The sequence below is a fragment of the Fibrobacter sp. UWH9 genome (genome assembly GCF_900129715.1).
Lineage (GTDB): Bacteria > Fibrobacterota > Fibrobacteria > Fibrobacterales > Fibrobacteraceae > Fibrobacter.
Genome location: NZ_FQWP01000005.1, coordinates 94,943 through 110,412, shown reverse-complemented (window position 1 = coordinate 110,412; position 15,470 = coordinate 94,943). Strand labels below are relative to the sequence as shown.

Genomic DNA, 15,470 nt, shown 5'->3' with positions numbered 1-15,470 from the left:
AACACGGAGTTTCATCATGATTCAGGAAATGCTCGCCTATAACAAGGAATTTGTAGCCAACAAGGGCTACGAGAAATTCGCCACCAGTAAATATCCCGACAAGAAGATTGCCATCGTCACCTGCATGGACACACGCCTAGTGGAACTGCTCCCTGCAGCGCTAGGCATCAAGAACGGTGACGTGAAGATGATCAAGAATGCCGGCGGCACCATTACCAATCCTTTCGATAGTACCGTCCGAAGCCTGCTGGTAGCCATCTACGAGCTGGGCGTCAATGAAATTATGATTATCGGCCACACCGGCTGCGGCGTGCAGGGCATGGACGCCCAGGAAATGCTCCACCTGATGAAGGAACGTGGTGTAGACGAAGAGCACATCAGCCTCATGCGCCATTGCGGTATCGATCTGGATTCCTGGCTCCACGGCTTCGAAGATACCGAAGCTGCTGTTCTAGAAACAGTTGACTTGGTAAAGAACCATCCCCTGGTTCCCAAGGACATCGTGGTCCGAGGATACATCATGGAATCCGAAACAGGTGCGCTAAAATCACTTTAACGCACCCCAAAACGTCGATTTAAGTCAATTTTCTCTTTTTTTCAAAATCTGAGGTTATATTATTGACATCTAATGATTTTGAAGGAGAAAATCATGACTGTTGTAAATATTGACGGGAAAATCGAGAATAACAGTCTCAGCATTATCCTATCCGGTAAGGTTGATTCATCCAACGCAGGCGATGCAGAAAAGCAGGTGATGGAACTACTCGGAGACAACTCCCCTACAGCCGCCACCATTGACGCAGAAAAACTGGAATACATTTCTTCTGCAGGTCTGCGTATCCTTCTCAAGCTTAAAAAGAAAATTCCCACAGTTACAGTCATCAACGTTACCAGCGAAGTGTACGACATCTTTGAAGTGACTGGTTTTACAGAAATTCTGGACGTTCAAAAGGCCTATCGATGCGTAAGTATCGAGGGTTGTCCGGAAATCGGCCGCGGAGCTTATGGCACAGTCTATCGTCTGAGCGAAGATTCCATTGTCAAGGTCTACAGGGTTGAAGGCGCCAACTCCATTGACATCATCAAGCGCGAACAGGAAAACGCCCGCAAGGCATTTGTCTACGGCATGCCCACAGCCATCAGCTACGACATCGTCAAGGTTGGCAATGATATGGGCGTGGTTTATGAAATGCTAGACGCCCAGACCGTGGGTTCCTACATTACCGAGCATCCCGAAGAATTTGACCAGCGTATCCAGCAGATCGCGGACTTGGCCCGCAGCATTCACGCCACCGTCGTAAAGAACAACGAATTCCAGAGTTTCAAGGAATTTATTATCGGCGAAATGGAACACGTCAGAAAGTGGGTCAACGAGGAACAGTTCCAGCAAATCCTGGATACAATCGCCGCCATTCCCGACCCGTCCACATTGCTCCACGGTGATTTCCACCCCAAGAACACCTTGATCCGTAATGGTGAAATTGAACTGATTGACATGGGCGACGTCAGAGTGGGCCACCCCATCTTTGAGTTCAGCAGCATGTGCATGCTGGACACCCTTCTCAAGAACAACCCCCAGATGCAGCCCTGGCAATTCATGGGAACCGACGAAGCCACGGCTTCAAAGGTTTGGCCCGCATTTATCAAGAGCTACCTGGGAGACAAGTTCAATCCCCAGACCGCTGAACTGCTAATCAAGGCAGCCCAGATCGGTATGTTGATCAAGGTTCTCCCCAGCATTGCGGCAAGAGTCAATGCGGCACCAGAACCCAGACCCGAAAGTATCGCCATGCTGACTTCCAGGATTGAAACCCTGTTAGCCATCAAGCCCGAAATGATCGCCGGCCTGTTCAAGCAGGTTGACGCCTTGCTCCAGAACTAAATTTCGGAAACCAGCTCTTCCATTCCCTTTCGAACGGAATGGCGGGGGCTGGGGCCACCTTCTGCAGGATCGGCATAGCCGATATCCAATAGGCAGCTCAACTTCAAATTTTCAGGCAATTCAAAAGCCCGTGCAATTTCCACGGCATTGAATCCTCGTGCCCACAAAGTATTCAGACCCAGTTCCGTGGCCTGCATCATCATTGTCGTGGTTACAATGCTGGCATCCATATCGCCGCATTCGTGTTCGTCGTTGTAATTTAGGGCGCGGTAACACAAGTCCTTGTCGTAACAAACCATAAGAACAACCGGGGCGTTGTAGGCCATGCGGGTAATTCCGCGGAGTTTTTCCAGCGACTGGGCAGACTTTACAACGAAAATCTTCAATGGTTGATGATTCATCGCCGTAGGAGCCAGACGCCCAGCTTCCAAAATCTGCAGAAGCTTTTCTTCTTCAACATTCTTGTCACAAAATTTGCGGCAACTGTAGCGATTTTTCACCAAATCCAAAAATTCCATAGAAGAAACCTCTCTTTTTTTGGTGAATATAACCTTTTTCTTCTAATTATCAGCCTTTAATCGCATTTGGAATAGCATTTTTCAAAAAAAAATCGCACTATTTTTTTACAAGCTCTATTTATATTTGGAGTGTGCTGTTTTACAGTTTGCATAATCAAGGATTACCGTAAATGAAAAAACTGGTTCTATTCTCAAAGAAATCGAAAGTTGACAAGACGCTCCAGAGCATCCTTGTCGAAAATTTCGACAGCCAGTTTTTAACTACAGAATCGGGCAATGGCATCTGGGGAACGCTGACCGAAACAAATCCGGACATCATCCTAATCATGTCGGACGCCGCCACAGACAACGATTACAGTCTGCTAAAGGCGATCCAATCCAAAAAGACTTTGCTTCCGGCATCCGTTATCGTGGTCACCCCCAAGACTCCGTCCGACAAGGAATTCAAGTGCCTGGATTACGGTGTACTGGACTTTATCAGTGCCCCTTACAGCAAGCAGCTAATCGTCAACCGACTTGAAAAGCTGACCAACGTCAAGGAATCCATCCATCTGCAGGAACTGGAGTACATTCTAAAGCGACTCCCCTCCAACATCTTCTTGAAGGATGCCGAAGGCAAGTACGTGTTCTGCACCCATTACTGGCACCACCTTCACGGCGCCGACGAACCGGGCTGGACGATCCGCGGAAAGACCGACGTGGAAATCCGTAAGGACAAAGAAAACGCCAAGATGGCCATGGAAAAGGACAAGGAGATTATCCGTACCGGCAAGGGCGCCCATTACGTCATCGAGGTAAACGCAGACGGAATCCAGGAATTCCTCGAGATTATCAAGGAACCCGTCCACGACGACAAGGGCAACATTTACGGCATCGTGGCCCTGATCAACAACGTGACGGAACAGGAAAAGCTTAAACGCCAGCTGCACCGTCTGGCCATTACCGACGAACTGACCGGCCTATACAACCGAACTTACCTGAACGAAATTCTAGGAACGATCGCTACCGACGACAAGTTGCCGCTGGGATTCATATCGGCAGACTGCAATTACCTGAAGCAGGTAAACGATTATTACGGACATCTGATCGGCGATGAATACATCCGACTTGTGGGCGTGCTGTTCAAGATGGTTCTCCCCGAAGACGCCATGTTCTTCAGAATGGGCGGCGACGAATTCCTGGCAATCATCCCGAGAACTACGGAACCTCAGTTGCTAAACTACATTCTGCACCTGAAGTCCAAGGCCCAGATGCTACAAATTCGCGGACGACGCTTCAGCGTTGCCTTCGGCTACTCCTGCATGACTTCCAAGAACGACGACATCATAAAGTATTTGGAAAGGGCCGACCACGAAATGTACACGGACAAGGCCGAAAAAAAACGTAAAGACGACTAACAACGACAAAGGCCGACAGTAAGCCGGCCTTAAATCATTTTCGGTTAGTTTCATTTTCGGTTAATTCTCGTCTAACCAACGCTGCAAGATAATCTGGGCTGCAAGCTGGTCAATAACCGCCTTGCTCTTTTGTTTTTTCTTCTTGCTGAAATGTGCGGTACAAGCCTGGGCCTGCACGCTGGAATAGGATTCATCCTGAGTGTAGACTGGCATACCCGGGAAACGTTCCTTGAGATCCTGCACAAACTTTTCGACCACAACGTTCTTGCCATTGGCACGACCATCGGGATGGTACGGCATACCGACCACAAAGGCGTTCACCTTGTTTTCCTTGACAAGAGCATCTAGACGGACCCACAAGTTTGTGGTCTTCTGGTCGATAGTTTCGCGGGCGAAAGCAAACTTCAGTTCGGAATCGGCAAAAGCGACTCCCACACGATGTTCGCCATAATCCAGGGCAAGATAGTTCATGATCGTAAATCCACTACTCGTGGATGATAACGTTATCAAGCTGCTTATTGCAGACCGTGACTCCGTTCCAGAGGACAGCATTCTCGATTGTGCAATTTTCGACAACGCAACCGTCGCCAACCGCCACGTTAGGACCGATGGTGCAATTGGTCAGCTTGGCATCCTTGCCAATATAGCAGGGAGCAATAACCTTCACGTCGTCTCTTATAAAGTCAGCGGAATTGTCATTGCGGTTCAACACGTGAGCATTGGTTTCGAGCAGGGTTTCTGCCAGACCGCAATCCAACCACTTGCTTACAGGTGCAGTACGGAAACGGCAACCCTTCTGGATCATCATTTCAAGGGCGTCGGTCAGCTGGAATTCGTTCTTGGTACGAATATCGTTGTCCATCAGATACTTGAGGGATTCCTTAAGAACCTTGGTATCCTTGATGTAATAGATGCCCACAATGGCTTCATCAGAAACGAATTCCTGGGGTTTTTCGACCAGGCGTTCAATACGACCTTCGGCATCAGTCACGGCCACGCCAAAGCGACGGGGATCTTCCACCTTGAAGGTGTAGAGGATGTTTTCGTCAGCCTGTTCCAGCACAGAAAGATCGGCCTCAAAAAGAGTATCGCCCAAAATAATCAGGAGCGGCTCATCGTCGCCAACAAAAGGAAGAGCCAAACTGATGGCTTCACCCAGGCCCTGGGGGTTATTCTGGACGACAGTACGGGTTTTACCCCATGCGGAACGTTCTGCAAGGAATGAATCAACAGTTTCAGCCTTGTAACCAGTGATAAAAATGGTTTCGGCAGGCTTCAAAAACAATGAGTCTTCAACAATCCAGTCCAAAATAGTCTTGCCGGCCACCGGAAGCAAACACTTCGGCAGATTTTCGGTATAAGGACGCAGACGCAGTCCATTGCCAGCAACAGGGAGAACAATCTTCATTAAAAATCCGTGTGAAACAAATTTGAAAAGTTAGTCTCTAAAAGATAGCTTTTTTGACAAGATATAAATTTTGTAATACTAATATCATACTATAAAATGTAATTCTTTGGATTTTTTATAAAAAAACGTGTAATAAAAAATTCTAACCATAAAAAAAGACCTCCCTTTCGAGAGGTCTTTTAGTGGATGATGCAGGGGTCGAACCTGCGACCCGCTGATTAAGAGTCAGCTGCTCTACCAACTGAGCTAATCATCCAGATCGTTATGCCTTGCGGCTATGTAAAGCAAAAGACGAAGTTTCAAAGTTCATGATTCGTTTTCACGAAAGATGCTTATCTTTGTCTGTCGCTTTTAGTGGATGATGCAGGGGTCGAACCTGCGACCCGCTGATTAAGAGTCAGCTGCTCTACCAACTGAGCTAATCATCCATAAGGTGACGGTCGCTATTAAGCTATGTCGTCTTCAATCGAAGAATCAGAAGTCTTTCCAGCCGAAGCCTAAAAGAAGAAGACGAAGTTTCAAAGTTCATGTTCCGCTTTCGCGAAAGGTGCTTATCTTTGTCTGTCGCTTCTGATTTCCACTTTCACCAATTTCTTGGCTCGAGCGGTAGTGGATGATGCAGGGGTCGAACCTGCGACCCGCTGATTAAGAGTCAGCTGCTCTACCAACTGAGCTAATCATCCATAGTCGCGTCTCGAAGACGCGCACAATGATAGAAAAGAAAAGAACACTCGGCAAGGGGGAAAGGCAAAAATTTTTTCTTTTTTTTGAATCCACCCCAAAATAGTGGATAGTGAAGAGCGAAGAGTGAAGAGCGAAGAGTTCTTTTACGTGTCATTCCGAGCGGAGGCCAGTAAGGCCGTAGTCGAGGAATCCAGAGCAAGAGACTCAAATCGCCACCTCACAATCCTTACCCTCTACAAGGAGGGATCTAGACACTTAGGCGATTACCGATACCGGAAACACACCAAACAGCAACAAGCATAAAGCCAAAGAATAGAGAAGACATCTCATACCTCATACCTCATACCTCATACCTCATATCTTTTTATATCTTGTATTTCACACTTCAAATCTCTAGCGCCAAAGGCGCGCACCCAAACCTAGTACCAGCCTATGAGCCCAAATTTCAACCGACTTGACGCCTATATGGCATTCCTGGGGGTCGAGAGAAACCTCTCCCCGGCCACGATCCAGAGCTATCAAGAAGATTTGCGCCATTTCGTTGGATGGTTAGACGAACATTCTCTAGATTTAAAAGCCCTAACCCCAGAAAAACTGGACGAATTTTTATCCGATGCGGCCGCTCACGAGGAATACTCCCCCACCAGCATCGCCAGGCATTTCTCCAGCCTCCGAGGATTTCTGAAGTACATGCAGAACCAGGGCGAGTACGATTTCAGTACCGAGAGCATGCTGGCCACACCGCGACTGGGCCACTACCTGCCCCAATACCTAACCCGCGAAGAAGTGGACAGCGTATTCGAGAGCGCCGCCAACGGCAAGAACCCATTGAGAGACACAGCCATGTTCGAGCTGATGTACAGCGCAGGACTTCGCATTTCAGAAACTTTGGGAATCAAGCTGACGCACCTGGACCTGGAAAACGAATGGCTGACCCCTATCGGCAAGGGCAACAAGCAGCGTCTCATTCCGCTAGGCAGCAAGGCCAAGGAAAACCTGAAAGAATGGATCGAGCGAGGTCGTCCCCTCACCCATCCGGAAACAGACAACGTAATTTTAAATTCCCGCGGCAAGCCCATGAGCCGCATGGGCGCTTGGAAGATCGTGCAGCAACATACCATGCACTTGACTAAGCAGGTATCGCCCCACACCTTCCGTCACAGCTTCGCCACCCACTGTCTCGAAGCGGGCATGGACCTCCGCGTTTTGCAGGAACTGCTGGGTCACGCCGACATCAGCACCACCCAGATCTACACTCATGTGGACAAGGAATTTATCAAGCAGGAACACAAGAGTTTTCACCCCCGCGAAGTGGCCCAACGAGAATCTCGCGAGGATGGCGGAAAGAACGGGAATTAAACAAAACGAGAGGTAGAAATGCCCCTCGTTTTTTACTATCTTTGATTCGTTCAAATTTTAACCAAGGACTCAATAATGAGCAAGAATTACAAGATTGCAGTTCTCCCGGGCGACGGTATCGGTCCGGAAGTGATGAAGGAAGCTGTCCGCGTTCTGGACGTTGTTTCCAAGAAGTTCGGTTTCGACGTGAACGCAGAATGGGCAAACGTCGGTGGCGCTGCTTACGATGAAAGCGGTTCTCCCCTGCCGGAATCCACCCTCAAGCTGGGTGAAGTTTCTGACTGTATTCTTTTCGGCTCTGTGGGCGGCCCGAAGTGGGAACACCTTCCTCCTAACCTGCAGCCGGAACGCGGTGCTCTGCTCCCCCTCCGTAAGCACTTCAAGCTTTTCTGCAACCTCCGTCCCGCTCGCGTCTATAAGGAACTGGCCGGTGCTTGTCCCCTCCGTTCCGACATCGTCGGTGACGGCTTCAACATCCTTACCGTTCGTGAACTGACTGGTGACGTTTACTTCGGTCAGCCCAAGGGCCGCGAAGGCGTTCCGGGCTCCAAGGAAGAAATCGGTTTCGACACCATGAAGTACAGCCGCTACGAAGTGGAACGCATCGCTCGCTTCGCTTTCGACGCCGCTATGCTCCGCAACAAGAAGGTTGCTTCCATCGATAAGGCTAACGTTCTGACCACTTCCGTTCTGTGGCGCGAAGTTGTGAACGATGTCATCAAGGATTATCCGGAACTGACCCTCGAACACCTCTACGTGGACAACGCTGCTATGCAGCTCCTGAAGCGCCCCCGCGACTTCGACGTGATGCTCTGCCCGAACCTGTTTGGCGACATCCTGACCGACGAATGCGCAATGCTCACTGGTTCCATGGGTCTTCTCCCCTCCGCTTCTATTGCTGAAGGTTCCTTCGGTCTGTACGAACCGGCAGGTGGTTCCGCTCCAGACATCGCTGGCAAGGGCATCGCTAACCCGCTGGCCCAGATCCTCTCCACCGCTTTGATGCTGCGCTATACCTTCAAGGAAGAAGAAGCTGCACGCGCTATCGAAGCCGCTTGCGAAAAGGTGATCTCCCAGGGCTACCGCACTGGCGATATCTACCAGGAAGGCTGCACCAAGGTCGGTACCACCGGCATGGGCGACGCTATTATTGCCGCTTTGAAGTAATCGAAAACAGCAATTCGCTAAAAAAGGCAGTGTCTTGAACTAGTTTTTTAGTTCAGGCACTGCCTTTTCGTTAATTTACACTAAATCAAAAGCATTTTGAGCTATTTTACAATCAAAAAGGCCAAGACAACTGTCCTTAAAAGGGTTTTTTGTTCCATTCCGCCACGGATTTTACAAATAAATTAACAAAAAGGCAGTGAATTTCGGCATTTTTCATGCAAATCCACCGCCTTTGGGGCGTTTACGAACGAACCTGCGCAATCATTTTTGGAAAAGAGCGGCGATTTCTTCACAGGTCATGCAGGTGCGCTGTTCCAGCCCATCCACAATCACAAGCAAGGCCTTCTGGCAAGCCATCAGAATGTTGTAGCACTGCTCCACCACGTTGGTTTCCGACATCTGGAAGTAATAGCAAGCAGCCTGAAAGCTTTGGTAGTCCGCGTCACTGCGGTTCAGCTCCATAGGCAGTTCACGCATCACCGTATCTAGGTCACAAGCGAAATTCTTGCGGATAATGAATTCGGAAATATGGCCCGCAATGGCAATGTGAGCAGAGCCGTCCAGTTCACTTCCGGTAATGCGGGTAACGCCCGGACGCTCCTTGGAATTTGTCATCTTCACATATTCCAGAGGACGCTTAAACAAAAAGGCAACCAGAGCATGCCCCGCCTCATGGCGGCACAGGCGAGAGTATTCTTCAGCACCGAAGAATTCCACCAAAGTTTCACGAGTTAAATTCTGTTCAGACATTTTTTACCATTCCAAAAATAGCATTCCAAACAAGAAATGCCGCATAGCGCGGCACCTCTCAAAGATTAGACTTTACTTTTTCTTTTTAGAAGTCTTCTTTTTTGCAGCAGCCTTCTTTTTAGTCGTCTTTTTGGCGGCAGCCTTTTTCTTGCCGGTTGCCTTCTTGGCTACAGGCTTCTTCTCCGGTTCGGGAGCGGGTTCAGCCGCAGGTTCCTCAGCAGGAGCTTCTTCAGCCACAGCCTCTTCTGCGGGAGATTCTTCGGCAGGAGCCTCTGCGGCAGGTTCTTCAACCGGAGCAACTTCAGAAGATTCTGCGGCAGGCTGTTCTTCTGCGGGAGCAGCATCATAAGCAGGTTCTGCAGAAGGTTCACCAGTCATATTTTCTGCAGCGGGTTCACCATAATTAGAATACGGATCCGTAGACTCAGAATTTTCATTCACACCAGAAGGAGCATATGCGTCATAGTTTTCTTCTACAACCGGTTCCGCCACAACAGCATCATTTACAGTAGCGGCCTTATCGGCTTCAGCAGATTTGCCAGACAAATCAAAATGAACCGTAATGGAACCACCAAACTTCACAGAACTCAGGCGGAAATTCACACCATGCTTACTGAAGTACTTATCCATGGTCAGATAGGTGCAGTCGAACTCTACACCCATATGGTACGGCAGCTGCACACCGACGTTTCCCGTTACGAAAAAGTCCTGAGGCTTATCCCACCAAGTCAAATAATTAGTGGCCGGAATCGGATATCCCACGCGAGCGCCAAGGTAAGGGCGAACCTTCCAGCTATCAGGGCCAATTACACCAACAGAAAGCCACAGAGGCACGGAAGGCATCACGACATTATAGCCGCCATCAGTCTGTACACTAAAAAATCCGAGGCCACCGCCAACCATAAGGGGACCGACCGGGAAAGCCAAATATTCGGCACCAAGTCCCCACATAAAATCGGTATGGAGATCTCGGCTGGATTCAACACCTTTTACTTCTTTTTTTTCTTTAACGTTACCAGGTGCGTATCCTGAAACAAAGCCTTGAATCTGGGCTGCAGAGCTAAATGTTACAAATGCGCCCAAGGCAAGGGCTAATGTAGAAGAACCGATTTTCATGTCAAAACCCTCTAATAGTGGTACAAATATAGTTTTGTCAAACCACTATTACTCGTAAATTTTGACAAACATTTTTGATAAGACTACTGTACTGACTAATCCTTGAGGCAGCGAACGGACATCGCATTCGATTTGACACGGTCACTACCTTGCAAAAAAGCATAGTCTGCATAACAAGTCATGAACACGTAATATGCGTATCGGCCATGATAATCTTCACTTTCATTTTGGGTAACGGACCAAAAATCAGATTCACAGCCGCCAACACTTTCAAACAAAGTTTCCCATTCCGCTAAACTGAGCAAATGCCATCCGTTGGGGCAAACACCTTGTACTGGAGCCAAAGCAAGAGCATCGTCTTTTAAACAATCACATACGACTCCATAGCCACAATTCTGCGGGTCATTCGCGTCATTAGCCAACGAGATCGAATCAATGGCAGCAATCCACGTATAGAGGCGTCCAAAAATGGAGCATTCATCGGCGTCATCATTACGGCACCAGGAACTTTCCTTGAGACTCGGGGTCTGCACAGAATCCGCATAGTTCAGATTCTCGGCCATCCAGGTTTGAGAGCCAATCACTACCGTTTTATAAATTTTTCCATCCCTTTCATCGACCAAGGTGCCATACGTAACGTCGGGATTAAAGAACGATTCCTTCTGAAAAAATCAGCCCCCGAAGACAACCCTTCAGATAGAGAACTAGATGAAATCATTTCTTCACTACCAGAAGGCGAAATATTTCCTGAAGAACTTACAGGCAACTCACTGGAGGAACTTGCAACGATATCGTCAGAGTCTGTTTCTTCGCTACTTGAAGTAATTGACGTAACAGCCGCGCTGGACACAGATCCAGAATTATCGTTGGACGAACTTGCAAAGCCTTCATTAGCGGAACTTGCAGGAATTTCGCTGGAGGAACTTGCAAAACCTTCATTCGGTAAGTCTGCAGAACTTTCACTGGATGAGATTTCATCAACTACACTTGAAGATGAAATTTCATTGACATCTTCATTTGTGGAAGTTCCACTATCGCCATCACCGCAGGCTTAAGCCAAGAAATCTTCTTAAAAAGATTCATAATAAGCTCCTAACTTTTAACAACCAGCAATGTAAAAAAAATCCGCCCCTGCGGTAAAGCAGAAAGCGGATTTTTCAAGCAGCGCGGTACATGTCCGCGACAAGACTTTTATTAGCCTACAAAGATACGACCAGGCCGCATTCGACCCTAGCTACCCAACGAAAATACGGCCGTTGCGGAACAGCTGCATCCACGGGCCGTCTTCGCCCCATTCAGCCGGATGCCAGGAGTACTGGCAGGTACGGAACACACGTTCCGGGTGCGGCATCATGACGAGAGCACGACCGTCTTCAGAGCAGAGGCCGTTGATGGCGAAGGGAGAACCATTGGGGTTCAGCGGGTAGCGTTCGGTGTATTCGTGCTTACCATCCACGTAGCGGAGTGCCACGAGGCCAGTCTTCAGACATTCTTCTGCAGCGACCCGAGATGCGAATTCTGCGCGGCCTTCACCGTGAGCCACTGCGATAGGCAATACGGAACCAGCCATACCCTTCAGGAGAACAGCCGGGGTATCTTCAACCTTCAGAGAGCAGTAACGGGCTTCGAAACGTTCAGAGAGGTTCTGAACGAAGCGCGGCCAATGCTTTGCGCCAGGAATCAAGTCCTTCAGGTTGGAAACCATCTGGCAGCCGTTGCAGACGCCCAGAGTGAAGGTATCCTTACGGTTGAAGTAAGCTTCGAATTCTGCGCGAGCCTTGGGGTTGAACAAGATGCTCTTTGCCCAGCCTTCGCCAGCACCCAGAACGTCACCGTAGCTAAAGCCACCGCAAGCCACGAGACCGTTGAAGTCCTTCAGGCTTACGCGACCGCTCAAGATGTCGGTCATGTGGACGTCGATGGATTCGAAACCGGCCTTGGCAAATGCGGCAGCCATTTCCAATTCACCGTTAACGCCCTGTTCGCGGAGGATAGCCATCTTCGGGCGGCTAGAGTAGTCCTTGATGATCTTTGCGCTTGCATTGAGGTCGAAGGTGACCTTCGGGGTAATACCCGGATCATCCTGTTCCAGCTTCAAGGTGTATTCGCTTTCTGCGCAAGCCGGATTGTCGCGGAGGGCGGCGATGCGGCGAGTGGTATCGGACCAGATAGCGCGAAGGTCAGAGAGGCCTTCTGCGTAGTCACCGATAACCAGGTTGTAAGTATCGTTCAGCTTACCGATTTCAGAAACGGTATCGCCCAGGCCTGCAGCGGCGAATGCAGCCTTAACAGCGGCGACGTCAGCATTTGCAACCTGAAGCACAGCGCCCAGTTCTTCGTTGAAGAGAGCGTCGATGACATTGCCCTGGAGAGCATTTACGTCCAAAGTAACACCAACGTGGCCAGCGAAAGCCATTTCGGTAACGGTAGTATAGAGACCGCCATCAGACTTATCGTGGTAAGCCATGATCTTGCCATCTGCATTGAGCTTCTGGATGGTTTCGAAGAAGGCGCGGAGTTCCTTAGCGGAATCCACATCCGGAGCCTTGTCGCCAAGCATGTTGTAAACCTGAGCTGCAATGGATGCGCCCATACGGTTCTTACCGCGAGCCAGGTCAACCAGCATCAAGGTAGTCTCCTTGTTCTGGATGAGCTGCGGGGTCATAGTCTTGCGAACGTCGGCGCAGGGAGAGAAGGCGCTGATGACCAGGGAGATCGGAGCGGTAACGCGGTGGCTACCCTTTTCGTCCTGCCATACAGTGCTCATGGACATGGAGTCCTTACCCACCGGAATGGTAATGCCCAGTTCCGGGCAGAGTTCCATACCGATAGCCTTTACTGCTTCGTACAGGTCGGCACCGTCACCTTCGTAGTTGGGAGTTGCCATCCAGTTTGCAGACAAGTTTACGCGGCCCATGTCGGGGACGTAAGCGGCAGCCATGTTGGTGAGGGATTCAGCAACAGTCATGCGGGCTGCAGCAGCCGGAGAGATGAGAGCGATAGGAGCGCGTTCACCCATGGACATCACTTCACCTTCGTAGGTGTCGAGAGTTGCAGAGGTCACAGCGCAGTCAGCCACAGGAACCTGCCAGGGGCCCACCATCTGGTCGCGGCAGATCATACCGGTCACGGAACGGTCACCGATGGAAATCAAGAAGGTCTTGTCAGCAACAGTCGGGTTAGCGAGAACGCGGTGTGCAATATCCTTGATGGTTGCATCAGCAGGAACCACCTGAGAGGTGAGCGGACGCTTCTGGCTCTTTTCGTTACGGATCATGCGAGGCGGCTTGCCCAGCAAGACTTCCAGCGGCATGTCGATAGGAGTAGAACCGAAGTGCTTATCGGTAAGGGTCAAGTGCTTTTCGGGAATAGCTTCGCCAACGACAGCATACGGGCAACGTTCACGCTTACAGATAGCGTCGAACACGTCAAGCTTGTTACCAGCAACAGCGATCACATAACGTTCCTGGGATTCGTTACTCCAGATTTCGAAGGGGCTCATACCCGGTTCATCGTTAGGCACGTTACGGAGCTCAAACTTACCGCCGAGACCGCCATCGTTCACCAGTTCCGGGAAGGCGTTGGAAAGTCCACCTGCACCCACGTCGTGAATGAAGGTAATGGGGTTTTCTTCGTCCATTGCCCAGCAACGGTCGATCACTTCCTGGCAACGGCGTTCCATTTCCGGGTTTTCGCGCTGCACAGAGGCGAAGTCCAGGGATTCGTTACCGGCACCGTTTGCCACAGAACTTGCAGCACCGCCACCAAGGCCGATGAGCATAGCCGGACCGCCCAGAACCACCAGGTGGTCACCCGGGTCGATGTGGCCCTTTTCGATGTGGTCGTGCTTGATGTTGCCGAGACCACCAGCCAGCATAATGGGCTTGTGGTAACCGCGAACTTCGGTACCCTTTTCAGCAGAAACTTCCTGTTCGAAAGTACGGAAGTAACCGAGAATGTTGGGGCGGCCATATTCGTTGTTGAATGCTGCACCGCCAAGAGGACCTTCAATCATGATGTCCAAAGCGGAAGCAATACGGGACGGGCTACCGAAGTCCTTTTCCCAAGGCTGAACGGCACCAGGAAGCTTCAGGTTGGAAACGCTAAAGCCAGTGAGACCAGCCTTCGGCTTGGAACCCTTACCAGTTGCACCTTCGTCACGAATTTCACCGCCACTACCGGTTGCAGCACCGGGGAACGGAGAAATTGCGGTGGGATGGTTATGGGTTTCCACCTTCATCAAGATATCCACTTCTTCGTTGTGGAAGTCATACTTGTTGGTGCGGGGGTCAGCGTAGAAACGACCTGCGGTTGCACCCTTCATCACGGCAGCGTTATCCTTATAGGCGCTGAAGATGTTGGTGTTGTGCAGGGCGTAGGTGTTCTTGATCATCTGGAACAGGGACTTGTCCTGCTTGACACCGTCGATGGTCCATTCGGCACCGAATACCTTGTGGCGGCAATGTTCGGAGTTGGCCTGAGCGAACATGTAGAGTTCCACGTCGGTGGGGTTACGCTTGAGAGCGGTAAAGTTGTTGACCAAGTAGTCGATTTCGTCGGCGGAGAGAGCGAGGCCCATAGCCTTGTCTGCCTTGACGAGAGCTTCGCGGCCTTCGGTGAGCACCGGAATAATGTTCAGGGGACGCGGTTCTTCCTTGCTGAAGAGAACGTCCAGGGAAGCGGTGTCTGCGAATACAGCCTGAGTCATGCGGTCGTGAATCTTGGATTCGATGACCTTGCGAGCGTCGGCAGAAGCGGCACCTTCAAACTTCACATAGTAGGCAATGGCGCGTTCGATACGCTTGATAGCGGGCAGGCCGCAGATGTGAGCGATATCGGTAGCCTTGGAGCTCCAGGGGCTGATGGTACCCGGACGGGGGCAAACCACGAACAGTTCACCTTCCAGGGCCTTGGCTTCACGCATGGGGCCGTAGTGGAGCACCTTTTCCAGAGTTTCCTTTTCGGAAGCGGAAAGATCGGCGGACAGATCCACCACATGGAGGAATTCAGCGTAAACGCTTGCGACGTTCAGGTTTTCTTTCTTGAAGTCAGCCAGAAGTTTCTGGAGACGGAAGTCCGACAGAGCCGGAGTACCACGAAGAATGAGCATTTTTACCTCTTGCCGGGGGTTAGCCGGCACCTTGTGTTATTTGTTTTTACGAGGGGAAAGATAGTAAATAGTGGTTAGT

Annotated in this window: 13 protein-coding genes and 3 tRNA genes; 6 read left to right on the top strand and 10 right to left on the bottom strand. The window is 50.2% G+C overall.

Annotated elements, in window-relative coordinates:
* Positions 1-16: 16 nt before the first annotated feature.
* A complete protein-coding gene (locus BUB94_RS06285) occupies positions 17-556 on the top strand; it encodes a beta-class carbonic anhydrase (protein WP_073235177.1) in 540 nt (179 codons plus the stop codon).
* Between the two features lie 93 nt (positions 557-649).
* A complete protein-coding gene (locus BUB94_RS06280) occupies positions 650-1,882 on the top strand; it encodes a phosphotransferase (RefSeq protein WP_175549684.1) in 1,233 nt (410 codons plus the stop codon).
* Here BUB94_RS06280 and BUB94_RS06275 read toward each other — a convergent pair.
* Complete coding sequence (locus tag BUB94_RS06275) at positions 1,879-2,400, bottom strand: nitroreductase family protein (protein ID WP_073235172.1); 522 nt, start codon at positions 2,398-2,400, stop codon at positions 1,879-1,881. The genes BUB94_RS06280 and BUB94_RS06275 overlap by 4 nt on opposite strands.
* A 170-nt stretch (positions 2,401-2,570) precedes the next feature.
* Here BUB94_RS06275 and BUB94_RS06270 point away from each other — a divergent pair, with 170 nt between their 5' ends.
* Positions 2,571-3,797 carry a diguanylate cyclase domain-containing protein gene (locus tag BUB94_RS06270; protein WP_249269276.1) on the top strand — a complete coding sequence of 409 codons (1,227 nt, stop codon included), beginning with the start codon at positions 2,571-2,573 and terminating at the stop codon, positions 3,795-3,797.
* Between the two features lie 60 nt (positions 3,798-3,857).
* Here BUB94_RS06270 and ruvX read toward each other — a convergent pair whose 3' ends face one another.
* The 5 genes from ruvX to BUB94_RS06245 form a co-directional block, all read right to left on the bottom strand.
* Positions 3,858-4,268, bottom strand: coding sequence for a Holliday junction resolvase RuvX (gene ruvX / locus BUB94_RS06265; protein WP_073160572.1), 411 nt, complete (start codon positions 4,266-4,268; stop codon positions 3,858-3,860).
* 13 nt (positions 4,269-4,281) lie between these two features.
* The gene (locus tag BUB94_RS06260; RefSeq protein WP_073235169.1) at positions 4,282-5,205 is read right to left on the bottom strand and encodes a sugar nucleotidyltransferase; all 924 of its coding nucleotides are present in this window, start codon (positions 5,203-5,205) and stop codon (positions 4,282-4,284) included.
* Between the two features lie 183 nt (positions 5,206-5,388).
* A tRNA-Lys gene (locus BUB94_RS06255) sits at positions 5,389-5,461 on the bottom strand.
* A gap of 99 nt (positions 5,462-5,560) precedes the next feature.
* A tRNA-Lys gene (locus BUB94_RS06250) sits at positions 5,561-5,633 on the bottom strand.
* Positions 5,634-5,815: 182 nt separating this feature from the next.
* Positions 5,816-5,888 (bottom strand) — tRNA-Lys (locus BUB94_RS06245).
* A 433-nt stretch (positions 5,889-6,321) separates the two neighbouring features.
* Here BUB94_RS06245 and BUB94_RS06235 point away from each other — a divergent pair.
* Entirely contained in the window at positions 6,322-7,248 is a 927-nt protein-coding gene (locus BUB94_RS06235; RefSeq protein ID WP_073235163.1) for a tyrosine recombinase, read from the top strand.
* Between the two features lie 75 nt (positions 7,249-7,323).
* A complete protein-coding gene (gene leuB / locus BUB94_RS06230) occupies positions 7,324-8,415 on the top strand; it encodes a 3-isopropylmalate dehydrogenase (RefSeq protein ID WP_073235159.1) in 1,092 nt (363 codons plus the stop codon).
* A gap of 261 nt (positions 8,416-8,676) precedes the next feature.
* On the opposite strand, the gene BUB94_RS06225 is transcribed toward leuB, so the two are convergent.
* From BUB94_RS06225 to BUB94_RS06215, 3 genes are all read right to left on the bottom strand, one after another.
* The gene (locus BUB94_RS06225; protein WP_073235156.1) at positions 8,677-9,165 is read right to left on the bottom strand and encodes a hypothetical protein; all 489 of its coding nucleotides are present in this window, start codon (positions 9,163-9,165) and stop codon (positions 8,677-8,679) included.
* A 72-nt stretch (positions 9,166-9,237) separates the two neighbouring features.
* On the bottom strand, positions 9,238-10,281 hold the full coding sequence (locus BUB94_RS16690; RefSeq protein ID WP_073235153.1) for a hypothetical protein: 1,044 nt from the start codon (positions 10,279-10,281) through the stop codon (positions 9,238-9,240).
* A gap of 95 nt (positions 10,282-10,376) precedes the next feature.
* Positions 10,377-10,865 carry an FISUMP domain-containing protein gene (locus BUB94_RS06215; RefSeq protein WP_254793685.1) on the bottom strand — a complete coding sequence of 163 codons (489 nt, stop codon included), beginning with the start codon at positions 10,863-10,865 and terminating at the stop codon, positions 10,377-10,379.
* Here BUB94_RS06215 and BUB94_RS16395 point away from each other — a divergent pair.
* A complete protein-coding gene (locus tag BUB94_RS16395) occupies positions 10,851-11,336 on the top strand; it encodes a hypothetical protein (protein ID WP_139260150.1) in 486 nt (161 codons plus the stop codon). The genes BUB94_RS06215 and BUB94_RS16395 overlap by 15 nt on opposite strands.
* A gap of 179 nt (positions 11,337-11,515) precedes the next feature.
* Here the strand turns inward: BUB94_RS16395 and purL are convergent, their stop codons facing one another.
* Positions 11,516-15,391 (bottom strand): phosphoribosylformylglycinamidine synthase, encoded by a 3,876-nt coding sequence (gene purL / locus BUB94_RS06210; RefSeq protein ID WP_073235147.1) that lies wholly within the window; start codon positions 15,389-15,391, stop codon positions 11,516-11,518.
* Positions 15,392-15,470: the final 79 nt, after the last annotated feature.